The following is a 24,773-nucleotide window of genomic DNA, read 5'->3' on the forward strand; positions in this document are numbered from 1 at the left end:
GAGCCTAGCGCTCGCCCTCGTTCGCTGTGTCGGCGCTCGGGTCGATCCCGACGCCAAAGGCATCGACCCGGCCGATTGGAGCAGCCATGAGCTGCTCAAGCGTAAAGCCGTTATCGTTGGCGGCTTGCGGCGCAGCAATGAGAAGGTCGGCGGCGCGTTGCGGGGCGCGGCTGATCGGCACGACGGCCCCGGCAACCTCCAGGAGACGCGTCTGGCCCTGGCCCTGGTAGGGCGGGCGCAGCATAGCGGCAGCGTCCGTGCCGAGAAGTGGGTCGGCGACGGCCACGGTCAGGCCGCCACCGCGATAGAAGGTGCGGATGGACTGGCTGATATAAAAGGCGAGCTTGTCGGCGCCCGCAGTCGAGAAATGAATGCCATCGTCCTTGCGCATTCGGGTGTTCTGGCCGTTCACGTCCGGACCCTGGGACGAATATTTGCCGTCTTCGCCGAGAAAACGATCATAGATATCGAGATATTCGGCGCCGCCCGAAAAGGCCGCCATTTTGAAGAGGGCGCTGATCTGGCTCATGGCGGCGGAATATTCGGTTTTTGACATGGGCGGGAGACCAACCCAGATCACCGGCTTCCGCGCAGCGCGCAGCTGGCCGAGGAACGTATTGACGCGAGCCTGATAGGCGGCGGTCCATTGCGGGGTCAGGGACGGATAGCTTTGGCCGTCGACCTTGATCTCCTGGCGATCATTGACGCCGATGATGACGACAGCGAGATCGAAGCTATCCACGGCAATCTGTTCGCCGACCGTCTTGTTCCAATCAAAATAGTCATCGCGCACGAAGCCGGAGGAGCCGACGCCCTGGTTGATGACGACGAGATTTGGGTCTTCGGCGTAAAAGCGCTCGAGCGCCTTGGCGAGATCGACGGCGAGGGAATCGCCGAAGACGGCAAGGCGTGTGGCGTTTTCGGCTTTTTCGACTTGCGGTTTTGGCGGGGGCAGGGCGGCAACTGGCGCGGCCTTCCGCGGCGCTTGCTGCTGGACCGGGGGCGGCGCCTGCTGGGGCTCATCGCCAAAAAGTACGTCGAACAGCGTGCGGCGCTTTTGCTGCTGGGCGACCTCGAAACGCTGCTCGGCCTGCGCGAAAGAGGGCGCGGTCTCGACGGCCGCGAACAACACGATCAGCAGGAAAAGGACAATGCGCTTCATAAGTGGTCCCGCAACATCGTTTGGGTCTAGCAGAGGCAAGAGGCCAAGGCCATGCCGCTCGCCATGGCGTTACTGCGCCGCAGCGAGGGCATCGGCGGCGGCGCGGGTGATGAAACCATCGGCAATCTCGCCGCGGGCCGCCTGGAACCGGGCATAAGCCGCTTGGGTGATCGGGCCGAGGCGGCCATCGACGGCACCGTCATAAAGGCCGAGACGCTTGAGCGACTGCTGAATGGACTTGCGCTGAGCAATGTTGGGGAAAGCGGTATCGCGCGGCCAGGGTGCTGCAAAAGTGCCGCCGCCCTTGAGCCGATCGGTCAGATGGGCGACCGCCATGGCGTAGCTGTCCGAGAAATTATAGCCTTTTAAGACCAGATAATTGGCCGTCATCAGGAATTTCGGGCCGCGATGCCCTGTCGGCACATAAAGAAAAACGGGCGTGTTAGCATCGGCAAACGGACGGCCGGAGACGCGGGTAACGCCGCGCTCGGCAAAGAAGCTGATGGGGCGGAGCTGGTCGCGCGTCGCAAGGAGATAATCGAAACCTTGCGGGACTTCGACCTCAAAGCCCCAATCCATGCCCGGCTGATAGCCGAGATCGCGGAGAAACTTGGCGGAGGTGGCCAGGGCGTCGGCGAGCGATGTGTGAAGATCGACGCGGCCGTCACCATCGCCATCGGCGCCATGGGCAATGACATTGGTCGGATTGACCTGGAGGTGTCCGATGGCGCCGGCCCATGACCCTATGGGCGAGATGCCGCCATTGCGCTGGGCGAGGAGAAGAGCGGCAAAGAAATCGGCCTTGTCCTCAGCGTAGCGCGTGCGCTGCTGATAGGTAACCGTAGCGAGCGAGCGGACGATGGGGCGGATCAGGCTGTCATTTGAGAGCACGGCGCCATAGTCGGTCTCGATGCCCCAAATGGCGCCGAGGAGATAGGGATCGACGCCATATTGCTGGCCAATGGTCGAGAAGAGATTGGCGTTGCGTTCGAGCGCGGCGCGACCGCGGCCGATGCGGCCATCGGTGACCCGGGTTTCGATATAGTCCCAGACCGGGGCCGTGAACTCTGGCTGGGTCTCGACGAGATTGGGCACACGCGGATCGGGCGTCAGTCCCTGCGTGAGCGCATCATAGGTCGAAGGTTCGACCCCGCTCGCAATGGCTTCGGGCTTGAGCGCAGCAAGAAACCGGCTGAACGCGGCGTCCTGCGCGAGGACAGGTGTCGCCAGAAGGCTGAGGGCAAGGACGGCCGCGCGCAGCATTTTGTGCATCAGCGATTGCGGGTCATGAGATGGCGTTCCCAATTATAGGCGGTGTCGACGATCTCGTTGAGATCGTCATGCTTGGGCACCCAACCGAGCAGCGAACGGACCTTTTCGCCGGTGGCGGTGATGGACGCCGGATCACCAGCGCGGCGCGGACCTTCTTCGGCACGGAAATTGATGCCCGAGACTTTTCGGACCGTTTCGACCACTTCGCGCACCGAATAGCCGCGCCCATAGGCGCAGTTAAGCGTCGTGCTTTCGCCGCCCTGGCGCAGGTGGCTGAGCAGCAGGGCATGCGCCGCAATCAGATCGGTGACGTGGATATAGTCGCGGACGCAGGTGCCGTCTGGCGTTTCATAGTCGGTGCCAAAGATATCCATCTTTTCGCGCTGGCCGAGCGCGGTCTGGCAGGCGACCTTGATGAGGTGGGTCGCAAGCGGCGTCGACTGACCGGAGCGCTTCTGCGGATCGGCGCCGGCGACGTTGAAGTAGCGGAGCACGCCAAAGGTCAGCGGATGAGCCGCTGCCACGTCGGCCAGCATCCACTCGGTCATGAGCTTGGAGCGGCCATAAGGCGACATGGGATTGAGCGGGGTATCCTCGACGACGGGCGCCAAGCCGGTCATGCCGTAAACGGCCGCGGTCGAAGAGAAGATGAAGTGCTTTACGCCGCCCTTGACCGCCGCCTCGATGAGGTTGCGCGAGGTCGCGGTGTTGTTGGCGTAGTATTTGAGCGGATTGGTCACCGATTCCGGCACGACGATGGAGCCGGCGAAGTGAATGATTTCGGTAATGCCGTATTTTTCGATGAGGCCAACGACGAAATCGATGTCACCGGCATCGCCCTGCTCGAAGCGGGCGCGGCCATCGATAGCCCAATCGAAGCCGGTGACGAGGTTGTCGAGGACGATAACGTCTTCGCCGGCATCGGCCAGATTGAGAACCATATGGCTGCCAATATAGCCTGCGCCGCCGGTAACCAATATCGCCATTTGTCCCAATCCTACCCAGAAAAAACTGTTGTCGCGAGGCGCTATGTATCAGATGTTGCCCGACAAGCGACAGCATTGCGCAATAGTGTCAAAGGGAAGTTTCCGTGTCCAAACGCGTCCGTACCGCCGTCTTTCCCGTCGCAGGCCTCGGAACCCGCTTCCTGCCTGCCACCAAGGCCATGCCGAAGGAAATGCTGACGGTCGTCGACCGGCCCCTTATTCAATATGCCGTCGATGAAGCCCGCGAAGCCGGGATCGAGCATTTCGTTTTCGTGACCGGCCGCAACAAGGGCGTCATCGAGGATCACTTCGACCGCCAGTTCGAACTTGAAGCGACGCTGGAATCGCGCGGCAAGACCGCAGCGCTCGACGAGTTGCGCAAGGACCTGCCATCGGCCGGCCGCACCAGCTTTACCCGCCAGCAGGAGCCACTTGGGCTTGGCCACGCCGTCTGGTGCGCGCGCGATATCGTGGGCGACCAGCCTTTTGCCCTGCTGTTGCCGGACATGATTTTCCAGGCCAAGCCCGGTGTCCTCAAGCAGATGATGGACGCCTATGAAGAAAGCGCCGGCAATATCATCGGCGTCGAGGAATGCGCCTGGGAAGATGTGTCGTCCTATGGTGTCGTCGTGCGCGGCGAAGGCTCGGACAAGGGCTTTGCCATCAATGGCATGGTCGAAAAGCCCAAGCGCGAAGACGCGCCGTCCAATCTCTTCATCTCAGGCCGCTATATCCTGCAGCCGGAAATCTTCTCGCTGCTCGCCGAGCAGACCCGTGGTGCGGGTGGTGAAATCCAGCTGACCGATGCCATGCAGACCCTGATGAGCCAGCAGCCGTTCACCGGCGTCAAATATGAAGGCAAGGTCTTCGATTGCGGCTCGAAGCTGGGCTTCCTGACGGCCAATGTGGTCTTTGCGCTCGATCGTGGCGATATCCGCCCCGGCTTCATCGAAGAACTGCGCAAGCTCGATCTCGAAAACCACCTCTAAGGCAAGACTGCCTTAGCGCGAAATGGTGACGCCCAGGCTGACCTGATGGCTTTGGGTGTTGCCGCTCGTGATATTGTCGCTATTGGCATAGCCATAATCGGCGTTGAGGCTCGTGTGCTTGTTGAACACGTAGTCCGCGCCGCCGCCGAGGGCGAAGCGACGATCGGTTGTGCCGGTGCCGACAAGTTCGGAATTGCTCCAATCGGCCGAAGCGCGGACGCGCAGCCAACTGTTGATATCATATTGTGCGCGAGCAAAGGCCGCATATTGGATGCGGCCCGTGCCGGGGTTGTCGGCGCCTGCGGGTGACAGGGTCGTGTCGAGGCCCGCCGTGAGCTTGACGGTCGGGTCCGGCGTGTAGCTGACTTCAAAACCGTAAAGCTGGGCGCGGAAGGCGCCGAGGCTCGCTTCATCGAAGACACGTTCGCCAACGCCAACCGAGGCGCTAGCCGACCAAGCGGTGTTCCACTTGCCGGCAATGCCGGCACGCAGGCTGCGATTGGTCGCGTTGGGATAAACGCCAAGGCTGGCTGTCTGGACATCGAAAATGTCGCGCTGCACTTCGCCCTGGCCGAAGACTTCCAGAACCGGCGTGAACTGGTAGCCAAGCCGCAACGCGCCATTGCCGGACCAATAATTCTGCTCGGAATTGTCGGTGACGCCGGTATCGGTGCGCGTGGTGGGGCCATAATTCACCCGGTCGATCCCGCCGCTAATGCCGACATTGAAGTGACCAAAACGGCGATCGACACCAAGGTCGATGCTGCCGGTGACGATTTGCGGTGGGGTGATCACGAAGGGAGAGAGGCCAACTGCGCCGGGCAGGTCCTGCGAAAGGCCGATATTGGCGCCGGCTTTTACCGAAGTATTGGAATCGATTGGAGCGGTGGCCGAGAGCGAGAGGCCGCCAGCCGTGACCGTGATGACATCCTGGCCATTGGCCTTGGCGATTTCGGCAGAACCGGAAAAGACAAGATCGGCAATGCCGCCATTATGCGTCGCGGTGAATTGCGGCGTCAGGCGGGTGACAAACGTTTCCTGGCCGTTGGAGGTCGTATAGGTGCCACGCAGGCCCACGGACCAATCGAGCGGCACTGTTTCCGGCGCATCGTTGGCAACGGCAAATTCGGGCGGAACGGGTTGGACCGGATAGACGCCTGGGCGGAGGCGATCCTCCGTCACGTCTTCCGGCTCATCAGTCACGCGGCGCGTCGTGGTGGTGTTGGTTTGGCCGGTCTGATTGGTCTGGCCGGTCGTGGTGGATTGGCTTGTGTCGGTTGTCTCGTCGGTAACGACAAGCGCGGGGGCTGCAAAGACAGGGCTTGCCAGCATACCGGCAAGCACGCCCAAGGCGATGGTCCTGTTGTGCTGCCTCTGGGACACGCCGCGCTCCAAAACAGGGCGCCTCCAGAACGGAGGGCTCCGCGCGCGATCCTTTCAGCTTATGGTTAACGAACCCTTGCCGAGGCCTAAATGGCCTCGACGCGAAGCACTGCGCCATCGCTGCCGATGATGCGGATGCGGCTACCGGCAGGCAGGTCCGGCCCGGCCACGCGCCAGACTGTGTCGTCGAGTGTCAGCCGTCCAAAGCCACCGGCTATCGGCTGTTCAAGCACGGCCTCGCGGCCGATGAAGCGATCGGCCCGGCGGTTGAGATAGGGGCTATCGGTGTCCGTCGAGCGGCTCCGGCTAAACCGGGTCCAGAGGAGGATGGCGACAAGCGCCAAGACAGCGAACATAAGCCATTGCCAGGGCCAGGCGATCGGCTCGATGAAAACGACTATGCCGGTGACAATGCCGGCGACGCCGAGCCAGACGAGAAAACCGCCCGGCACGACGAGTTCGAGACCAAGAAGCACGAGGCCGGCGATGATCCAGGCCCATGGCGCGTTAGCAGCGAGGAATTGGATGAGGGCCATGCCGGGTTCGCCTTAGCTTGGGTTTGGCTCGCGCGGGGTTTGGCCAGCAACCGGGGGCCGCGCGGCGGGACGCGTCGGCTGGGCCTGGCGCGCCTCACCGCCACCAAAGGTTTCGCGAGCGATTTCGGCAATGCCTCCGATGGCGCCGATAACGCTCGATGCCTCGACCGGCAGCATCAACACCTTTTGGTTGGGCGAGGTGGCCAGCTTGCCCAGCGCTTCGATATAGTTGTTGGCGACGAAGTAGTTGATGGCCTGCACATTGCCCGAGGCGATGGCGTCCGACACCATCTGCGTTGCCTTGGCTTCCGCTTCCGCCGAACGCTCGCGCGCTTCGGCATCGCGGAAAGCGGCTTCGCGACGGCCTTCGGCTTCAAGCACCTGGGCCTGCTTTTCGCCCTCGGCCTTGAGAATGGCGGCCTGGCGGCTACCTTCTGCTTCAAGAATGGTGGCGCGCTTTTCACGCTCGGCCTTCATCTGGCGGCCCATGGAATCAACGAGATCCTTGGGTGGATCGATATCCTTGATCTCGATGCGCGTGATCTTGACGCCCCAGGGCGAAACCGCGGTATCGACCACGCGCAGCAGGCGCTCGTTGATCTCGTCGCGGTGGCTCAAAAGCTCGTCGAGGTCCATCGAGCCCATGACCGTACGAATGTTAGTCATGGTCAGGTTGAGAATGGCGTTTTCGAGATTGGCCACTTCATAGGCCGCAGCCGCCGCATCGAGGATTTGGTAAAAGGTCACGCCATTGGCCGTGATCGAGGCATTGTCGCGGGTGATGACTTCCTGGTGGGGAACGTCGAGCACCTGCTCCATGACATTGATCTTCTTGCCGATCGTGTCGATGAACGGGACGATGATATTGAGGCCTGGCTTCAGGGTCCGCGTATATTTGCCGAACCGCTCGATGGTGTAGTTGTAGCCCTGCGGCACTGTCTTGGCGCCGGCGAACAGCACCAGGATGATGAGGATACCAAGGAAGATCAGCGTGATGCTGAGCCCATCCAGAGCGAAACCGTCAAATCCCATGATGCGTGCTCCCACAATGTTATGTGGTTCTTATCTAAGGATATAGTGACAGTTAGGCAATCAGCGAGCGGCTCGACGGCAATTGGCTTTTTTGACGGGGCAATAGTGTTCTGTCTTGCGGGGCAGACGATCTCAGCCTAACCCTTCAGCCGAACTGTTCTTTGCTGTGAGAAGAGAAGCCCATGCCGCAGGACGCAACCGCCATCCGCTCTATCCTGTCCCTGGCGCCCGTCGTGCCTGTCATCATTCTCGATGACGTGTCACAGGCGCGCCCCCTCGCAGAAGCGCTGGTGGCCGGTGGTTTGCCGGTGCTCGAAGTGACGCTGCGCACGCCCAATGCGCTCAAGGTCATGGAAGAAATGGCCAAGGTTTCCGGCGCCATCGTCGGCTCGGGCACGGTGCGGAATGCGGCGCATATGAAGGCATCGGTCGATGCCGGCTGCCGCTTCATGGTCTCCCCCGGTGCGTCGCCGCGCCTTCTCGATGCCGCTGACGATGTCGCCATCCCGCTTCTCCCTGGCATCGGCACCCCGACGGAGGCCATGGCCGCGGCCGAGCGCGGTTATTCCTTCCTCAAATTCTTCCCGGCCGAAGCCCTTGGCGGCGCGCCGGTGCTGAAAGCCTTCGCCTCGCCACTCCCAGACATCACCTTCTGCCCAACGGGTGGCATCGATGTCGTGAAGGCTAAGACCTATCTCAGCCTGCCCAACGTCATTTGCGTCGGCGGTAGCTGGATCATGCCGGCCGATGCCCTCGCGAGCGGCGACTTCGCCCGCATCGAAGCGCTCGCCAAGGAAGCAAGCGCGCTTAAGGCTTAATGCGATCAAGGAGGTGAGTGTGGACAAGACAGCGTCCGGTCTCGGTCACCTCCGCATCGTGCTTTCCGACAAGGCCTATATCGGGCCCGGGCGGGCGGATCTGCTCGAGGGCATTGCGGCGACCGGGTCGATCTCGGCGGCGGGCAAAGCGATGGGGATGAGCTATAAGCGGGCCTGGAGCTTGGTGCAGGCGCTTAATGAGGGATTTGGTCGGCCGCTGGTCGATACTGTCCGGGGCGGTGCGGGGCAGGGTGGGGCGCAACTGACGGCTTTGGGCCAGGAGGTGCTGGCGCGCTACCGGGCGATGCAGGTCGCGACGGAAGCAGCGATTGCCGCCGATGTCGCGGCCCTCCGCGCAGCAATATCCGATATTTCCGAGTAAACATATCGCTTGCGCCTTTGATATGTTTCCGCCATCGATATGGCCGATCGAACATATCGGAGGCGTCCTTGTCCCGTCTGCTGCTTTCCCTTGCCGTTATCGCCACCACTGCAACGCCGGCCTTTGCCGAAACCGTCAATGTCGCGGTGGCTGCCAATTTCACCGCCGTCGCTGAAGAGCTGAAAACACTCTTCGAAGCCAAGGGCGAGCATCAGGTGGAACTGAGCTTCGGTGCGACCGGCCAGCTTTACACCCAGATCACCCAGGCCGCGCCATTCGGCGTGTTTTTGGCGGCCGACGATACGCGCCCGCAAAAGGCGATCGATGAAGGCTTTGGCGTCGAAGGCACCAATTTCATCTATGCCGAAGGCCAGCTCGCGCTTTATGGACCGGGGCGGGATCTAAGCGACGGCGAAGCGGCGCTCAAGGCTGACTTCAACAAGCTCGCCATCGCCGATCCGGAAGCCGCGCCTTATGGCAAGGCAGCCATCGAAACGCTGACCGCCCTTGGCCTTCTCGAAACGCTGACACCTAAACTCGTGCAGGGCGAGAACATTTCCCAGACTTTGCAGTTCATCGAAAGCGGCAATGCCGAACTCGGATTCGTGGCCGCTAGCCAGGTGATCGGCAAGGGTGAGCAATGGATCGTGCCGGCCGAATTGCATGAACCGATCGCGCAGGGCGCGGTGCTGCTTAAGGAAGGCGAAAACAATCCCGCTGCGGTGGCTTTCCTCGATTTCCTCAAATCAGATGAAGCAGTGTCGGTTATCGAAGCGGCGGGCTATACCGTTCCCTGATGGATTGGACGACGCTTTTTTCCCCGATTGCCCTGACGCTCAGCCTCGCGCTGAGCGTCACTCTTGTGTTGATTATCATCTCGACACCGGTCGCCTGGTGGCTGGCGCATGGGCGTTGGGCGGGAAAAGAAGTGGTGGGCGCGTTGGTGACGCTGCCCCTCGTTCTCCCGCCGACCGTGCTCGGCTTTTATCTGCTCCTTGCTTTAGGGCCGAACGGACCAGGCGGGTGGATCGCCGGATTTTGGGGCGCGCGAACGCTCGCCTTTTCCTTTGGCGGGCTGATGATCGGGGCGGGTGTAGCGTCACTCCCCTTTATGGTGCAGCCCCTGCGCAACGCCTTTGCGGCCATCGAGGCCGAAGTGCTCGAAGCCGCCGACACGCTTGGTGCCTCGGCGCGGCAAAGGTTTTTCCGCGTCGTGCTGCCGCTCGCGGCGCCCGGCTATCTCGTTGGCGGCATCATGGCGTTTGCCCATACGATGGGTGAATTTGGCGTTGTGCTGATGATCGGTGGGAACATTCCAGGCGAGACCAAGGTGCTCTCGATCGCCATCTATGATTTCGTCGAGCGCCTCCAATGGGAGCGAGCCCATGTGCTGGCGGGGGGCATGGTGGTCTTCGCCTTCCTCGTCATTTTCTCGATGCTCATGATCAATCGGCGGGCGACGGCGCCGCGCGATAGCGCGCTCATCTAGTTGCGTTGACCGCTAACATGTTAGTTGCTAGAGCAGGCGCGACAGCCTCTCGGAGCCCTTTCATGCCCGCCATCGACAAGATCCTCACCGTTGACGAAATGATGCGGGTGGCGCGTCGCCGGGTGCCAAAAATGTTCTTCGAATATGCCGATAGCGGTTCTTATACCGAGAGCACCTACCGCGATAACGAGAGCGATTTTCAAAAGATCAAGCTCAACCAGAAAGTCGCGGTGAACCTAGAGGGGCGCAACCTCAAGACCACGATGCTGGGCAAGGAAATCACCATGCCCGTCGCCATTGCCCCGGCGGCAACGGGCGGCATGCAGACGGCGGACGGCGAGATCAAGGCAGCAAAAGCCGCGCAAAAGTTTGGCATTCCTTTTGCGCTGTCGACCATGAGTGTCTGCTCGATTGAGGACGTGGCCGAGAACACGACGGCGCCATTCTGGTTTCAGCTCTATGTGATGCGCGACCGCGATTTCATAAATCGTCTGATTGACCGCGCCAAGGCCGCGAAATGTTCGGCGCTCGTCCTCACCATGGATCTCCAGATCCTCGGGCAGCGCCACAAGGACATCAAGAACGGTCTGTCGACGCCTCCAAAATTCACGCCCTATTCCATTTGGCAGATGATGCAGCACCCGCTCTGGTGCGCGCGCATGCTGGGAACCAAGCGCCACACGTTCCGCAATATCGTGGGTCATGTGAGCGGCGATCACGACCTCGCCTCGCTCTCCGCCTGGACGGCGAGCCAGTTCGATCCCACGCTCAATTGGGGCGATGTGCGCTGGATCAAGGAGCGCTTTGGCGGTCCGGTGATCGTCAAGGGCGTGCTTGATCCCGATGATGCGCAGGCCGCGGTGGACAACGGCGCCGATGCGATCGTCGTGTCCAACCATGGCGGGCGGCAACTCGATGGCGCCCCATCGTCCATTCGCGTGCTGCCCGAGATCGTCGATCGGGTCGGCAACAAGACGGAAGTCTATCTCGATAGCGGCATTCGCTCAGGACAGGATGTGATCAAGGCGCTGGCCTATGGCGCAAAGGCCACCTTTATCGGCCGACCTATGCTCTATGGACTAGGCGCGGGCGGCGAAGAGGGCGTGACGCGCGTGCTCGAGATCATCCGCAAGGAGCTCGATACGACCATGGCGCTCTGCGGCGAGCGCGACATTCTCAATGTGGGGCTGCACAATATCTATTCCAACGACATTCCGCCGCGTAACGCACCGAAGCCGCGGGTCTAGCGCTCAGCTGTCTTCGCGCTGGTCTTCGATGCCGTGGGTGAGAATACGCCGGCGGCGGTCGGGCCCTGCATATTCGGGCGCCTCGATGAATTCGCGCGGATTGATGTCGAGGCCGGCGATGCGCTTCTGCAAGTCCGCCGCCGAGAACGGCTTCTTGAGAAACTCGCTGACCCCCGCATCGCGGGCGGCGGCGATGCGATCGACGTCAGGGGCCGCCGACATCATGATCACCGAGGTTGTGCGGTTAGGGCAGTCGAAATCCGTGCGCAATTGGCGCACGAGCTCGATGGCATCAGGCGGCCCCATGGCGTCGTCGATGACGATAAGGCTATGCGAACGCGCGTTGAGGACGGCCAGAAGATCTTTCGGTGTCGTGACCTCGGTGACCATGCGGTGACCGATACCCCGCATCGTGGCCGCGATCAGGGCAGCCATATTCTCGACCGGATCGGCAATAACGACGCCGTGCTTCAGGATCTTGTTCACGAAAAGTCCTCTGGAACCTGAGAAAAATCCTAGCGGGGAAGGTTGACCTCCCGGTTAATGGATAGCGGGGCTCTGATGCGGAAAACGCGGAAAACTCTTTGCTGCGCGCGTTGACAGGCCGGGTCTATTTCCCTATGAAGGGCGCAGTTTTAGGGCGCCTTGGCGCCCCTTTTGTTTGACCAGGGAATACAACGATGAAGATCACCAACTCGCTGAAGGCGTTGATGACGCGCCACCGCGCGAACAAGCTCGTCCGCCGCCGCGGGCGCGTCTACATCATCAACAAGGTGGACAAGCGCTTCAAGGCCCGCCAGGGCTAAGCCTTTCCGCTTCTGTATCTCGAAAGGGCCCGTAGCTGACGCTGCGGGCCCTTTCGTTTGTAGGCTAGCATTTGGTGTAAATTAACCCAAACTCCATGGCTCACAGGCACATGCTTGTGACGGTCGGATGGGAAAGCTAGGACAGCGTGCCGGCCCGAAGCCGGTTCAGATCAGCAAGATCCAGCAGCGCCAGGACGGCGCGCCGATCCTGTTCCAGAGCGTCATGTTTCCCAGCGTCACCATAAGCCTGACCATCCGGCGGCCTTTTGCAGCCGTCTATACCTTCCTCTCGACACCTGCCAACCTCAACGAATGGATCAATGGGGTCATCGAAAGGCCTCTCGAGCGCCTCTCCGACTATCACTGGCAAGCCCAGTTCGATGGCGAAGAGGTCGAGCTTCATTTCACCCCGCCCAATGTCTATGGCGTGCTTGACCTGAGGGTGAGCGATGATCGCGGCACGCGGCGGCAATATTGGGTGCGGGTCCTGCCCAATGATGATGGTGCAGAGCTCAGTTGCACGATCCTTCAGGTGCGCGGCGAAACCGATGCGCAGTTCGCTTCTGAGTGCGAATGGTTGCGGACCGACCTCAACGTGCTCCGCAATTACATCGAGACTCACTGACCGAGCAGTGACGCCACCCAAGGGGTGGCGTTTTGATTTGGGCGGCAGAGGCTATGCGGATAAGATAAGGGCGGCGACCGAAAGGGGCCCACATGCGGCGTTCTCATACGATTTCGATCCAGATCGAGCAGCCGTTTGCTCTCGTCTATGCCTATCTGGCCGAGCCGAGAAACTATGCGCAGTGGGCGGCGGTGGACCCTCACCTTTTCCATCAGCTTGAGACTGGGGATTGGCATGCCGAGGTGCGGTTTGGCGGCATCAGGCATATCCGGTTTACGCCGCGCAATGATTTCGGTGTGCTCGATCACGCCGTTTTCATCCCCGGACAACCGCTGCTCTGGACGCCCATGCGCGTCATGCCCAATGAGAACGGTACCGAACTGCTGTTCACCTTCTTCCAGCGGCCCGGCATGAACGAGGAGCAATTCAGTTCGGCGATTGAATGGATCACCACCGATTTCCTGACGCTCAAGGCCCTTCTCGAAACACCGCGTTAGACAAACAAAAAGGCCCGCTTGCGCGGGCCTTGTCATAGGTGCAGTTGCGCGTGTGGCTCAGCTCGAGCCAGCGCCGTCCTGGCGGACAAAGGCGATGCGCAGCATATTGGTCGCGCCGGGGGTTCCAAGCGGCACGCCAGCGGTGATGGCGATGCGGTCGCCGGGGCGGGCAAAGCCTTCTTGGTAGGCGATGACGCAGGCGCGGTCGACCATGTCTTCAAGGCTGACGGCATCTTCGGTCTGCACGCAATGAATGCCCCAGACGACCGACAGGCGGCGAATGGTGCGCAGATTGGGCGAGAGCGCGATGATGGGCTTGGAAGGACGTTCGCGGGCAGCGCGAATGCCGGTCGAGCCCGACGCGGTATAGGTGACGATGGCCGCGAGATCGAGCGTTTCGGCAACCTGGCGTGTGGCAGCCGAGATAGCGTCGGCAGCGGTGGCTTCAGGCTCGGTCTGGGCGGCACGGATGATGTTGCGGTAGTTCGCGTCGCCTTCGACGGCCACGGCAACCTTATTCATCGTCGCGACGGCTTCGATCGGATACTGGCCCGATGCGGATTCTGCCGAGAGCATGACGGCATCGGCGCCTTCAAACACCGCGATCGACACGTCCGACACTTCGGCGCGGGTCGGAACCGGCGAGGTGATCATGGATTCGAGCATCTGCGTCGCAACGATCACCGGCTTGCCATAGCGGCGGCACATGCGGATCATGCGCTTTTGAAGGCCTGGCACCGTTTCTAGCGGCAGTTCGACACCGAGATCGCCGCGGGCGACCATGATGGCGTCGGAGAGCTTGACGATTTCTTCGAGGCGATCGATGGCCTGTGGCTTTTCGATCTTGGCCATGACGCCGGCGCGACCCTGAACGATCTTGCGCACGTCGATGATGTCTTCAGGACGCTGAACGAAGGAGAGCGCGATCCAGTCCGCTTCGGCCTTGAGGCCTTCGAGCAGATCGGCGTGATCCTTTTCCGTCAGTGCGCCCGTGGGCAACAGCGTATCGGGCAGGGAGACGCCCTTCTTGTCGGAGAGCTTGCCGCCATAGACGACTTCGGTCTCGATGACGCCGCCTCCGACTTTAGTCGCCTTGAGCTGCAGCTTGCCATCGTCCAAAAGGAGACGGTCGCCGACGGAAACGCTCTCGATGATTTCCGGATGCGGCAGATAGACGCGCTCGGAATTGCCGTTGTCGTTCTTTTCGCTGTCGAGGGTAAACTTCTGGCCCTGGACGAGATTGATCGAGCCTTCGGCGAACTTCCAGACGCGCAGCTTTGGGCCCTGGAGATCGACGAGAACGCCGAGGGGATGATTGAGCCGCGCTTCGACGCTGCGGATCCGGGCTACGGTCTGATGCAGCAATTCGTGGCTGGCATGGCTCATATTGATGCGGAAGACGTCCGCACCGGCCTTGGCCAGCTCCTCGATCATCTTTTCCTCGTTGCTTGCAGGACCGAGGGTGGCGAGGATCTTTGCGCGTCTGATCCGTCTCATGGTGATTCCGTGTTCTGTGTCTCTGGCGGTAGGGGCGGCGGAGGTGGCGGTTCGGTCTGATCGGGGTTTTCGGGGTCGACCAGGAAAGCCGGCTCTTCTAGATCTTCACCTTCACCAGGACCGACGACATTTGGCGCGCCAGCGTTCTCAGTGAGCTGCATCGTCCAGTCGGTCCGGTTCTGCGTATCGATTTCAAAGAACCCGGTGCGCTCATAGCCCCGTGCGAGGCAATCCTCAACCCCGAATATTGTGAAGGTTTCGTCGCGCGTGCACATGAAGACCTGGCCATCCCAGGCGCCGCCCCCGATGTCATCGACTGCATAGAGGTAATAAAACCGCCGCTGCAGGTCGCCCTGATAGAGCGTGCGGCAATCCCCAGGCGGAGTTTGCCACCAGCCTTCGCTCATCCAGCCACGCTCGGCTCGATAGCCAAGCGACACCGAAACGACATTGGCTGTCTGGTTGCAGATGCGCAGATCGGCATAGGCCGGAGCAGGTGCGGCAATGAAGAAACCCGCCGAAACCAGCGGCAAGAGCAGAAGGCCGAGGTGGAAACGGTGCACGGGCAGGCCACTTAACATGGGAAAACCGCTTTTCTTTGAGCCGATGGGGCAGGGGAGGTCAATGGCTAATCCAGCGCGCGCTTTCAGAATCGCGTTATGCGCATTCCTCTCTGATCGTCGGCGTGGCTCTTCGTGCGAGTTTTAGGCATGGGATTTGACGGAATTGCGGGCACGCCATGCCTGACCCTGTGACGAATCGTCGGTCAAGGGCTTGAACCTTTGCAGCCCTTGGGGTTCAAGGTGGCCAGAACGAAATGAGGTTTAGCCATGGCCGTTGAAGACAGCGTCGCCCAGGACCAGCTCCGCGCCTTTATCGAGCGCATCGAGCGGATGGAAGAAGAAAAGGCCGCGATCGCTGCCGACATCAAGGAAATCTATGCCGAAGCCAAGGGCAATGGTTTCGATACCAAAATCCTGCGCAAGATCGTGACGATCCGCAAGCAGGATGCCAATGAGCGCATGGAGCAGGAAGCCCTGCTCGAGCTTTATATGTCGGCTCTCGGCATGGTCGAAGCGCCACCCGAGCGCTAAGTGATTTTCGCTTAGCCCGGATCGGCCGGGCTAAGCTGCAAAATGCTCAGTTTGACGCTACGCCAATAGGTGTTCGAGATGCGATTGCCCGGACTGATGGCGTCAGGGTAATCGAATTTGACGTCAAGATACCCGCTATCGCCGACGGTATCGGCCGGGATGGCGATAGTGAAGCGCTCGGTCTTTGCGGGCTTCACCAGCAATTCTCCCAAGTCCACACCATTGGCCGAAACCAGCACGCGCTGTTGCGCCGGGCCGGGCAGGGTCACGCCGGTCAATTCCACCATCAGCGTCAAGTTCTGCGCGGGGCCAACGGCAAAGCGAAGGCGCGAGGTCTGGCCGATGGAATGCACGCCATCGCCTGCCGGGCCATCCCAGCCGCAGGGCCGCAATTCGCGCGTGTCATCGCCGCCGGAGCGGAAATCAAGTTCGGTGCCGAGCGTGTAGTTCGCCGCGACCGGCTGAGGCAGGCAGGTGGTCGTCTTGTCGATATAGTAGGCGCGATAATCGTCGGAGACGTTGGGGTGGAGCGCCTGCCAGAGGATGGCAAGCTCAAAGAGCGCGATCAGTGCGGCCAGCGCATAAGCGCCGAGGGTAGCGGGAGAGCGTTCAGACAAGCGCAACATTGCCTCCCATCCAGGCCAGCGTGACGAACCAGGCGCTGACGATGATGGCGACAAAGCTCAGTACGAACACCACGCGCTGGCGCGCCAGCAGCGTCGCGACCGTGATGGTGAGCGGCGCCATGGCGGTCATGAAGCGCAACATGGACGCAAGCCCCGCCGCGAGGGGAATGATGATGCAGAAAAGGCAGAACACCACTGCGGGCCATTGGCGGCGCCAGGCAAGAATGCCGGTGACGACCAGACCAGCAATGGCCGCGAGCGCGAGGATCTGTGAATTGCTGAACAGCGCGCCATTGTCGGGCCACTTGTTGAGCCCTTCCCAGAGATAAACCGCGGGATTGGCGACCATCCGGCCCCAGGCGCGCTGGGTGTGACTAAAGGCAAGCCCATCGCCGACCCAATAATTGAGGAAGGCGACATAGGTGAAAAAGCCGAGGGGCGCGATGAAGATGGCAAGGACCAGACGCGGCTGGGCTAGAAGCCCGGGGACCACGCCCTTCCATGTGCCTTTTGACTTTCGATAATCCATCAGAGCCTGAATGCCGATCGAGAGCGACGCAAAGACGCCGACGATGCGGGTCGCCGACAAAAGCGCAGCGGCGCCGGCAGCGCCAAGATAATCGGAGCGGCCGAGAAAGCGAAAGACCAGCGTCGTCAAAAGCACATACATGACCTCGGTGAAAAAGGTCGTGAAATAGAAGGAGACGGGCCCTGACAGCATGAAGGCCGCATAAAGCGTGTAGGCGCGGATATTGCGTCCGAGGAGCGGCCAGGCTGCTACAACCGCAGCATAGGCGGTCAGGATGGACAACAGGCTCGCGAGAACGATGGTCGGCAGAGGAATGACTTTGGCGACGAGCCCGACCAACATCGGATAAAATGGGAAAAACGCCCAGTTGCCGGCATTGATGCGCGAGGGAATAGGGAACGTGTCATAGCCGGTCTCGGCCATGCGAACATACCAGCCGCAATCCCAGCGGCAGAGAGCGCCGAAATAATTGGTCCAATCAGCATCCGGCTGCGCGTAACGAAAGGCTAAAAACCGGATGAGGGTGCCGCTGAGAACAAAAAGCAGCGGCAAAAGCAGCAGGAGAGCCGTGGGCCTATCCTGCTTGAGATCGAGACTAGGCGGAAACATGGCTTCTCCTGCCATGGAAGCATGCCTGAAATTGCATAAAGAGCCGGTTATCACATCTGCGGCCCATGCAACCCTGCCATGAAATATCTCTTTGCAACTTTTCGTGCGAGGCGTGCTTTTAAGCTGGATGCCCGAAGCCAGAGTGCTCCAGTAAATGTCGAACGGTTCGCTTGAAGACGTCCGCGTCGAAACCGCGCAAACTTTCCGCCCCCCACAGCTCGCCGTAATCGTTCCCTCGTACAATGAGCGGGACAACGTCGAGTTGCTGTACGAAAAGGTCGCAGTTGCACTCGGCGACACGCCTTGGGAAATGATCGTCGTCGATGACGATAGCCCGGATGGCACAGCTGACGTTGTCAATGAACTGAGCCGGGTCTACGCCAATATCCGCTGCCTCCGCCGTTTTGGCCGCCGTGGTCTGGCCTCGGCCTGCGTCGAAGGCATGGCAGTCACCGCTGCGCCCTATGTCGCGGTGATCGATGCCGATCTCCAGCACGACGAATCTATTTTGCCGCAGATGCTGGCCGAAGCTCTTTCCGGTGCCGACCTCGTCGTCGGTTCGCGCTTTGCCGAAGGCGGCTCTGCCGGCGATGGCCTCAGCGCCACGCGCCTTTCGGGCAGCAATTTTGCCAACAAGCTTGCCGGCATGATCGCCGGCCAGGCCGTGAGCGATCCGATGAGCGGCTTCTTCCTCATCCGTCGCGAAGCGGCCCTTGCGGCAGCACCTAAACTGGCCAGCGACGGCTTCAAGATCCTGATCGATCTCATTGTGACCTCTGCCCGCATGGGCAAGCCGCTTGAGATCGCCGAAGTCCCCTACACGTTCCGCCCGCGCCATGCCGGCGAAAGCAAGATGAACCCGCTGGTGGTCATCCAGTATCTCGGCCTCTGGTTTTCAAAGATGACCGGCGGTGCCTTGCCACCAAGCTTCCTGCTGTTTGGCTTGGTCGGCGGTACGGGTGTTGTCGTTCACCTTCTGACGCTTGGCTTCTTCACCTCCGTGCTGGCCCAGGGGTTTGTGGTGTCCCAGATCGCGGCGACCCTGATCGCCATGGCCTGGAACTTCGTTCTCAACAACAACCTGACCTATGCCGATCGCAAGCTAAAGGGCCCCAAGCTTATTACGGGCTTCCTGAGCTTCTGCGCCATCTGTGCGCTTGGCGGCATTGCCAATATCTCGGTCGCCAATGCGATCTATCAGTGGGATCACCAGACCTTTATCGCTGGCCTCTCCGGCGCGATCATGAGCTCGGTATTCAACTATGCCGTGACGCGCGCCTTCACCTGGAAGTAAGTCACGCAGCAGTCCTAAATGCAAAAATCCCCGCGCGAGCGGGGGTTTTTTATTGTCTGGATCTATTTCGGATTAGGCTTGAGCGAGAGCGGCCTTCATGGCGGCTTCATCATAGCCAAGCGCGGTGAGGGCAGTGGCGACTATGCCAATGCGATCGAGGCCCGCGGCCGCATACATGTCGTTCTGGCTCGAATGTTCATCGAACCGATCCGGGATCATCAGCGGCCGGAAACGCAGTTTGCCATCAAGGAGGCCATTGGTCGCGAGGAAAGTCGCGACATGGCTGCCGAAGCCACCGAGGCCACCCTCTTCGGTCGTGACCAGCACATCATGGGTCTGGGCCAGCTTGGCAATCAGCTCTTCGTCGAGCGGTTTCATGAATCGCGCATCGGCAATGGTGGGGTTGAGACCCAAAGCAGCAAGCTTGTCGGCTGCCGCGAGAACTTCGCCCAGACGCGTACCGTATGAAAGGAGCGCGATGGCGCTGCCCTGACGCAGGATACGGCCCTTGCCGATGGGCAGGATTTCGCCGCGCGCCGGCATATCGACGCCCATGCCATCGCCGCGTGGATAGCGGAAGGTGATCGGACCGGCGTCATAAGCGGCGGCGGTCGCTACCATATGGCGGAGCTCTGCTTCGTCGGCCGCAGCCATCTGAACAATGCCAGGCACGGCGCCGAGATAGGCATTGTCGTAATTGCCGGCGTGGGTCGGACCATCAGCACCGACAAAGCCAGCACGATCAATGGCGAAACGCACCGGCAGACCCTGGATTGCAACGTCGTGGATCACCTGGTCATAGGCGCGCTGCAGGAAGGTCGAATAGATGGCGCAAAACGGCCGCATGCCTTCGCTGGCAAGACCTGCTGCAAACGTCACCGCGTGCTGCTCGGCGATGCCGACATCATAGATGCGGTCAGGAAAAAGCTCGGCGAATTTATCGAGGCCTGTGCCCGTCGGCATGGCCGCTGTGACGGCGACGATGCGCGGATCGTTCTGTGCTTCCTGGATCAGGGTTTCGGCAAAGACATTTGTGTAAGACGGCGCATTAGACGGGGCCTTCGTCTGGGCACCGGTGATGACGTTGAATTTGCCGACGCCATGATACTTGTCAGCCGAGCTCTCGGCCGGGCCATAGCCCTTGCCCTTTTTGGTGACGACATGGATCAGGACCGGTCCCGCTTCCATATCGCGCACGTTTTCGAGGACCGGCAGCAGATGATCGAGGTTGTGACCGTCGATCGGGCCGACATAATAAAATCCCAGTTCTTCAAAAAGCGTGCCGCCGGTGAAGAACGAGCGCGCAAATTCCTCGGTCTTGCGCGCCGGTTCGTGTAGCGGCTTGGGGAGCTTGCTGACGATCGACTTGGCCGCGTCGCGCGTGCCGCGATAGGCAGGGCTGGAGACGAGCTGAGCGAGATAGGCCCGGAGCGCGCCCGTGGGTGGCGCGATCGACATGTCATTGTCGTTGAGGATGACGACGAGCCGGGCGTCCATGTCACCGGCATTGTTCATGGCTTCATAAGCCATGCCCGCGGACATCGCGCCATCGCCAATGACGGCGACGACATTGCGCTTGATGCCAAGATGTTCGCTCGCGACCGCCATGCCGAGGCCGGCGGAAATCGAGGTCGAGGAATGGCCGGCGCCGAAGGGATCGTATTCGCTTTCGGCGCGGCGGGTGAAGCCGGACAGCCCGTCTTTCTGGCGCAGCGTGCGCATGCGGTCGCGGCGGCCGGTCAGGATCTTGTGCGGATAGGCCTGGTGGCCGACGTCCCAGATGATACGATCATGCGGCGTATCGAAGACGGCGTGAAGCGCCACAGTCAATTCGACGACGCCGAGACCCGCCCCCAAATGTCCACCGGTTACCGAGACCGCATCGATCATCTCGACGCGCAATTCGTCAGCAAGCTGGCGCAACTCCTCGCGGGGAAGCGCGCGCAGATCGGCCGGCGTATTGACGGTGTCAAGCAAAGGGGTTTGCGGCTTCTCGGCCAAGCGGGGCTCCATGGGATGCGGCGGCAACAGGAAGTCTTTAGGCTTGCGGTCGTGCCAATGCAAGAACCGGCAATTAGACTTGCCGATTACAGAGAACGCTTGGAAACCTATAAAGTGGCGCCTTTGCGACCCCAGCCGCCAGATTAGTTGGCGACGGGGGCGAAACGGGCATGGCCCAAGGCAGTGGTGTCGTCGCCAGCACCCATCTTGATGGTGTAGCGGCCCATTTCCGGTGTGGGATCGAAATCCGCTTCGTCGCGATCAAAGATCACGGCGAAATGGTTCGATGAGAGGCTCGCGGGGGCTGCAAAAACATCGGCCACGTGCTCGAAATCGGGAGCGACAAGGTCCGGGGCACGCATCTCGGCAGCAACAGGCTTGCCGACGTGCATAGCCAGTGCAGCGACGAGATCGGACTGGCGCGCGGTCTCGGCGGCGCTGAACGTGCCGGAGAAAAGGCTTGCCATCTGGGTTTCGGAGGCAGGAAGCGTCGTCAACTCAGTCGGCATCGGTGTTCCGACAGACGAGAGGATCGGCAGTCGTGCGGCCGGATGCGGCGGAATCCCGCCAGTTGTCGAGGGGCTGAGCGAAGCGATGACAGGCGCTGCAAGGCCATTGGGAATGGACCGCGCCGTGCTTGGCGCATAGGCGGTCAGAACCGTCGCGTCGTTGTTTTGCGGCGGCGGCATGGGCATCGGCACATCCGTCAGCGCGGCAAGAGCGGTGACCGCATCGCCGGCCGGGAGTGCTGCGGCAGTTGCAACGCGGAGGGTTTCCGACTTCATCGCGGGCACCGGCGCAACAGCTTCGGCGACCAGTTCTGCGGCGTCGAGCGGAGCACTGCCGACGGTCGAGAAGGGGATGGCCGGTGGAGCCGCAGGAACAGGCGCCACGGCCTCTTGCGCTACCGCTGCAACGGTCATGCTGGCTGGGCGCTGGGCGGGAATGGGAGCGAGGTTCGGCGTGGCGGCTTGCGGCGCGACCGAAGCGACCTGCATGGGTGCTGGCTCTGCCGCTGCGACCAGCGCGGGAGCAGGGGTATTGGCCTGCTTGTTGCCGCCGAAAAGTACGTCCATCAAGGACTTGCCGCTGCTGCCGCCGGAATCGGCGACCATCGTGCCGGAAGACGAGCCGTTGCAAGGATAGGCGTGGCACTGTTTCCAGCCGGCCATGGCGACCTGATAACCCTCTTGCGACAAGGGTTTACCATCGCTCGGCAGGTGCATGGTGCGGCCGTCCGGGAACAGTTCCTTGAGCTGCGCGCGGGTCATGCGCGGCCAGGCGCGGACGGAGGCGACGTCGAGGTGCACGAAGGGGCTGCCGGAGGTGGGATAGAATCCGACGCCGCCGACCTGTTTGCGCATCGCAGTGGCGCGCAATTTGGCGAGCGGCACACCGGGGATAAAGAAGTCCATGGCCTTGCCGCGCATGTGCTGGGAATTGTCCGCAACACCCGAGGAATTCTGGGCCAGCATGGCATTGGTGGCCGGCGAACGGTAGGCCGAAACCACGTTGATAGGTTGGGTCGCGCCGACTTCCTGGTAGACCTCCCAGACGAGGTCGAAAAGGCGGGGATCCATCTTGGTCGGCTCGTTCCGGCGCCAGTCGCGCAGGAAATAATTGAGCTCGTCGAGACCGGACTGCACGAATTGACCGTTGCGCTTGAAGACGATGCGCGCGGTTTCCTTGGTGTGCGTATAATAGATGTAAAGCGCGCGCTCGCTTGCAGCCACAGCAGGTTGAACGGCAAAAATGCCGCCCAAACAAAGGGTTACAGCCAATGCTGCGCATGTACGAAGCACGCGGCTACGCTTGAAAAAGGAAAGACCCGTCACGCCAAACTCTGCCCGGTTCAATGCCAGTATCGTTTGATGGTAGCGCTAAAATCAAACGATTTGATTAACGCTAACCAGGTGTGAACTTGGCTCCCAGGAGCCCCCCTCACACCCAGAGTAATAAGGGCAAAAACGGGCGCAACCAAGGCGAAAATGCTAACAGTCCGTTAGCACCGAGCGCGCCCGAAGCCCGAATTGGGCATGGATCGGTTATGGAGAGAGGTCGTTCGGAATGCTCTCGGCCTCAGCGACAATGGGCGTCTCGGCCGCTGGGGCAAGGCCCATGGCAGCGATCAGCGCTTCGTTGTGTCCATAAACATCGCCATAGGACCGGATGGTCCCGTCAGCTGAAACGCGCAGTGTAAAATAGGCGAGGTGGACGGGGATTTTCTTTTCCGGATTCACCCAGCGCTCATTGGGGCCGAACATGGCTTCGAGCGAGGTGCGCGAAATGTTTGGCTCATTGGCCATCAGCGCATCCGCAAATTCGAACGGGTTCTCGACGCGGATGCAGCCATGGCTGAAAGCGCGGAACGAGCGGGCGAAGAGCGACTTGGACGGCGTATCATGCAGATAGACGTCGTGCTTGTTGGGGAAAAGGAATTTGATCTGCCCCAGCGAATTGCCGGCGCCGGGACGCTGGCGGATCTTGAAGGGGAAATTGGTGGTGGAGACCTGCGACCAGTTTACCTGCCAGGGGCTGACGGGCGAGCCATTGTAGAGCAGATCCATATTGTGGCTGTCGGTATAGCCCGGGTTGCGCAACACGGCCGGCGCGATTTCGCCGCGCACGATGGACGAGGGCACATTCCAATAGGGGTTCACCACCAGATGCCGGATATTATCCGAGAAGATTGGGGTCTGGTTCTTGGTGGCGCCAACGACGACGCGGGTCGTATATTCTTCCTTGCCGCCGCGCATGATCGACAGGCGGAATTCAGGAATATTGACGAAGACGTTGAAGTCGCCGAGATCGGCCGGCATCCAGCGCCAGCGCTCCATATTGGCGATGATATCTTCGCGGCGCGTGGCATTGCCGCCATTGAAGGCAGCGATGGTTGCAGGGCCGATGATGCCATCGACTTCAAGCCCAGCGCTTTGCTGGAAATTTTCGACGGCGGCAACGAGGTTGTCGTCGTAAACATCGGTGCCGGTGGACGGGATTTCAAAGCGCACACGAATGGCTTCGACGCGGCCATCAGTGCCGCCAGGACGCAGCACCGGGCCATCGGCGATCGGGGCCGGGCGGTCGGCTGGCTTGTCATCGAACGTGGCAAGCGCGGCCTTCAGCGCGAGGAATTCAGGATGCTTGGGTTCAAGCTCGGCGAGGATCGGGGCGGGATCGTCGCTCTTGGCCAGCCGTTCGAGCAGCGCTGCCTGATCGATGGGCTTTGCCTCGATATCGAGATTTTCGCTGACCGATTGCGGCTTGATGCGGCCATTGTAGAGATGATTGGCATAGCGCATGACCGCGCCGGAAAAGGCGGTTTCAAGACCAGCCAAGGCGGTGGGGTCGGTGCTCGATGCGCGGGTCAGGTCGATATCGGCGGTGAGATAATCGCTGGGCCTGAGGCCTTCGCTGCCGGCATTCTTGAAGAGCGAAATGATCTTTTCGGCGGCCGGCGAGAAGGTGACCTTGCCGCTGCCGGCATCGTTGAGCCAGATCGGATCGAAATGGCGCTGGCCATAGAGATAGTAGAGCTTTTGCGCGTCTTCGTAGCCGAGCGTGCCGGGCTTGGCAGCGCCATAGGCAGCGGAAAGGCCGGCCTTGATGGTGCGGGCGAGGTCGTTTTGCGGAGGCGCGATGACAACCGGCTGGACGGCAAGACTTGCCACCTGCTGGGCCATGGCTGGCTGGCCGAGGGACGCCGCTGCAACGAGGGCAACGAGACTGACCAAAAGCTTCCGCATAGTTACTCCTATTCCACTGGAAAGGCCGTAAATCCCGGGAGATTCGCGGCCTAGTCCTAAAATTCATTACTCATGAAATCTTAACGGGAGCAATCACTCGCAAAAGAGTGAAGCCCGCCTGTGGCGGAAGGGTCACGGTTGGAAAACGGAAAA

The 24,773-nt window shown here is 61.0% G+C and carries 25 protein-coding genes; 11 read left to right on the plus strand and 14 right to left on the minus strand.

The genetic code is table 11. The annotated features are described in order from the left end of the window. Positions 1-4: 4 nt before the first annotated feature. From ASE94_RS03870 to galE, 3 genes are all read right to left on the minus strand, one after another. Positions 5-1,162, minus strand: coding sequence for an SGNH family hydrolase (locus ASE94_RS03870; RefSeq protein WP_062629284.1), 1,158 nt, complete (start codon positions 1,160-1,162; stop codon positions 5-7). Positions 1,163-1,231: 69 nt separating this feature from the next. After that, positions 1,232-2,425 (minus strand): lytic murein transglycosylase, encoded by a 1,194-nt coding sequence (locus ASE94_RS03875; protein ID WP_162236040.1) that lies wholly within the window; start codon positions 2,423-2,425, stop codon positions 1,232-1,234. A gap of 8 nt (positions 2,426-2,433) precedes the next feature. Then, positions 2,434-3,420: a UDP-glucose 4-epimerase GalE gene (galE, locus tag ASE94_RS03880; protein WP_062629286.1), complete on the minus strand. Its 987-nt coding sequence runs from the start codon at positions 3,418-3,420 to the stop codon at positions 2,434-2,436. Positions 3,421-3,524: 104 nt separating this feature from the next. Here galE and galU point away from each other — a divergent pair, with 104 nt between their 5' ends. After that, positions 3,525-4,409 carry a UTP--glucose-1-phosphate uridylyltransferase GalU gene (gene galU / locus ASE94_RS03885; RefSeq protein WP_061907585.1) on the plus strand — a complete coding sequence of 295 codons (885 nt, stop codon included), beginning with the start codon at positions 3,525-3,527 and terminating at the stop codon, positions 4,407-4,409. A gap of 12 nt (positions 4,410-4,421) precedes the next feature. On the opposite strand, the gene ASE94_RS03890 is transcribed toward galU, so the two are convergent. The 3 genes from ASE94_RS03890 to ASE94_RS03900 form a co-directional block, all read right to left on the minus strand. After that, positions 4,422-5,792 carry an outer membrane beta-barrel protein gene (locus tag ASE94_RS03890; RefSeq protein ID WP_156351832.1) on the minus strand — a complete coding sequence of 457 codons (1,371 nt, stop codon included), beginning with the start codon at positions 5,790-5,792 and terminating at the stop codon, positions 4,422-4,424. Positions 5,793-5,878: 86 nt separating this feature from the next. Further along, entirely contained in the window at positions 5,879-6,328 is a 450-nt protein-coding gene (locus ASE94_RS03895) for an NfeD family protein (protein ID WP_062629288.1), read from the minus strand. A 12-nt stretch (positions 6,329-6,340) separates the two neighbouring features. Continuing rightward, on the minus strand, positions 6,341-7,360 hold the full coding sequence (locus ASE94_RS03900; RefSeq protein ID WP_062629289.1) for an SPFH domain-containing protein: 1,020 nt from the start codon (positions 7,358-7,360) through the stop codon (positions 6,341-6,343). A gap of 182 nt (positions 7,361-7,542) precedes the next feature. Between ASE94_RS03900 and eda the strand changes: the two genes are divergently transcribed. The 5 genes from eda to ASE94_RS03925 all read left to right on the plus strand — a co-directional run bounded on the left by eda (position 7,543) and on the right by ASE94_RS03925 (position 11,296). After that, positions 7,543-8,178 (plus strand): bifunctional 4-hydroxy-2-oxoglutarate aldolase/2-dehydro-3-deoxy-phosphogluconate aldolase, encoded by a 636-nt coding sequence (gene eda / locus ASE94_RS03905; protein WP_061907589.1) that lies wholly within the window; start codon positions 7,543-7,545, stop codon positions 8,176-8,178. Between the two features lie 19 nt (positions 8,179-8,197). Then, positions 8,198-8,560, plus strand: coding sequence for a LysR family transcriptional regulator (locus ASE94_RS03910; RefSeq protein WP_244483966.1), 363 nt, complete (start codon positions 8,198-8,200; stop codon positions 8,558-8,560). 68 nt (positions 8,561-8,628) lie between these two features. Then, entirely contained in the window at positions 8,629-9,357 is a 729-nt protein-coding gene (gene modA, locus ASE94_RS03915) for a molybdate ABC transporter substrate-binding protein (protein WP_062629291.1), read from the plus strand. Next, positions 9,357-10,049 (plus strand): molybdate ABC transporter permease subunit, encoded by a 693-nt coding sequence (modB, locus tag ASE94_RS03920; protein ID WP_062629292.1) that lies wholly within the window; start codon positions 9,357-9,359, stop codon positions 10,047-10,049. Before modA ends, modB begins: the two co-directional genes overlap by 1 nt. Before the next feature lie 71 nt (positions 10,050-10,120). Beyond that, the gene (locus ASE94_RS03925) at positions 10,121-11,296 is read left to right on the plus strand and encodes an alpha-hydroxy acid oxidase (protein ID WP_156351863.1); all 1,176 of its coding nucleotides are present in this window, start codon (positions 10,121-10,123) and stop codon (positions 11,294-11,296) included. A gap of 3 nt (positions 11,297-11,299) precedes the next feature. Here ASE94_RS03925 and ASE94_RS03930 read toward each other — a convergent pair whose 3' ends face one another. Next, positions 11,300-11,782 carry a response regulator gene (locus tag ASE94_RS03930; protein ID WP_062629294.1) on the minus strand — a complete coding sequence of 161 codons (483 nt, stop codon included), beginning with the start codon at positions 11,780-11,782 and terminating at the stop codon, positions 11,300-11,302. A gap of 194 nt (positions 11,783-11,976) precedes the next feature. On the opposite strand from ASE94_RS03930, the gene ykgO reads away from it, so the two are divergent. From ykgO to ASE94_RS03945, 3 genes are all read left to right on the plus strand, one after another. Continuing rightward, entirely contained in the window at positions 11,977-12,102 is a 126-nt protein-coding gene (gene ykgO, locus ASE94_RS03935) for a type B 50S ribosomal protein L36 (protein WP_035086881.1), read from the plus strand. A 127-nt stretch (positions 12,103-12,229) separates the two neighbouring features. After that, positions 12,230-12,727, plus strand: a complete 498-nt coding sequence (locus ASE94_RS21430) for a hypothetical protein (RefSeq protein ID WP_062629295.1) — start codon at positions 12,230-12,232, stop codon at positions 12,725-12,727. Positions 12,728-12,819: 92 nt separating this feature from the next. Further along, positions 12,820-13,224, plus strand: a complete 405-nt coding sequence (locus ASE94_RS03945; protein WP_062629296.1) for a hypothetical protein — start codon at positions 12,820-12,822, stop codon at positions 13,222-13,224. A 57-nt stretch (positions 13,225-13,281) separates the two neighbouring features. Here ASE94_RS03945 and pyk read toward each other — a convergent pair whose 3' ends face one another. Both pyk and ASE94_RS03955 read right to left on the minus strand, forming a co-directional pair. Then, the gene (gene pyk, locus ASE94_RS03950) at positions 13,282-14,721 is read right to left on the minus strand and encodes a pyruvate kinase (protein ID WP_061907596.1); all 1,440 of its coding nucleotides are present in this window, start codon (positions 14,719-14,721) and stop codon (positions 13,282-13,284) included. Then, positions 14,718-15,284 carry a DUF1036 domain-containing protein gene (locus ASE94_RS03955; protein WP_244483967.1) on the minus strand — a complete coding sequence of 189 codons (567 nt, stop codon included), beginning with the start codon at positions 15,282-15,284 and terminating at the stop codon, positions 14,718-14,720. The genes pyk and ASE94_RS03955 overlap by 4 nt, the downstream gene beginning before the upstream one ends. 267 nt (positions 15,285-15,551) lie before the next feature. On the opposite strand from ASE94_RS03955, the gene ASE94_RS03960 reads away from it, so the two are divergent. Beyond that, positions 15,552-15,815 (plus strand): DUF2312 domain-containing protein, encoded by a 264-nt coding sequence (locus ASE94_RS03960; RefSeq protein ID WP_061907597.1) that lies wholly within the window; start codon positions 15,552-15,554, stop codon positions 15,813-15,815. A gap of 11 nt (positions 15,816-15,826) precedes the next feature. On the opposite strand, the gene ASE94_RS03965 is transcribed toward ASE94_RS03960, so the two are convergent. Then, positions 15,827-16,432, minus strand: a complete 606-nt coding sequence (locus ASE94_RS03965; RefSeq protein WP_156351834.1) for a hypothetical protein — start codon at positions 16,430-16,432, stop codon at positions 15,827-15,829. Continuing rightward, positions 16,425-17,579 carry a hypothetical protein gene (locus tag ASE94_RS03970; RefSeq protein WP_062629298.1) on the minus strand — a complete coding sequence of 385 codons (1,155 nt, stop codon included), beginning with the start codon at positions 17,577-17,579 and terminating at the stop codon, positions 16,425-16,427. Before ASE94_RS03970 ends, ASE94_RS03965 begins: the two co-directional genes overlap by 8 nt. A 154-nt stretch (positions 17,580-17,733) precedes the next feature. Between ASE94_RS03970 and ASE94_RS03975 the strand changes: the two genes are divergently transcribed. Further along, positions 17,734-18,873: a glycosyltransferase family 2 protein gene (locus ASE94_RS03975; RefSeq protein ID WP_062629299.1), complete on the plus strand. Its 1,140-nt coding sequence runs from the start codon at positions 17,734-17,736 to the stop codon at positions 18,871-18,873. Between the two features lie 72 nt (positions 18,874-18,945). On the opposite strand, the gene dxs is transcribed toward ASE94_RS03975, so the two are convergent. From dxs to ASE94_RS03990, 3 genes are all read right to left on the minus strand, one after another. Then, a complete protein-coding gene (gene dxs, locus ASE94_RS03980; RefSeq protein WP_244483968.1) occupies positions 18,946-20,874 on the minus strand; it encodes a 1-deoxy-D-xylulose-5-phosphate synthase in 1,929 nt (642 codons plus the stop codon). A 143-nt stretch (positions 20,875-21,017) separates the two neighbouring features. Continuing rightward, entirely contained in the window at positions 21,018-22,709 is a 1,692-nt protein-coding gene (locus ASE94_RS03985; protein WP_244483969.1) for a DUF882 domain-containing protein, read from the minus strand. Positions 22,710-22,919: 210 nt separating this feature from the next. Further along, entirely contained in the window at positions 22,920-24,620 is a 1,701-nt protein-coding gene (locus tag ASE94_RS03990; protein WP_062629302.1) for a L,D-transpeptidase family protein, read from the minus strand. Positions 24,621-24,773 lie beyond the last annotated feature (153 nt).

The sequence above is a fragment of the Devosia sp. Leaf64 genome (genome assembly GCF_001421945.1).
In the GTDB taxonomy this organism is placed as follows: Bacteria; Pseudomonadota; Alphaproteobacteria; order Rhizobiales; family Devosiaceae; genus Devosia.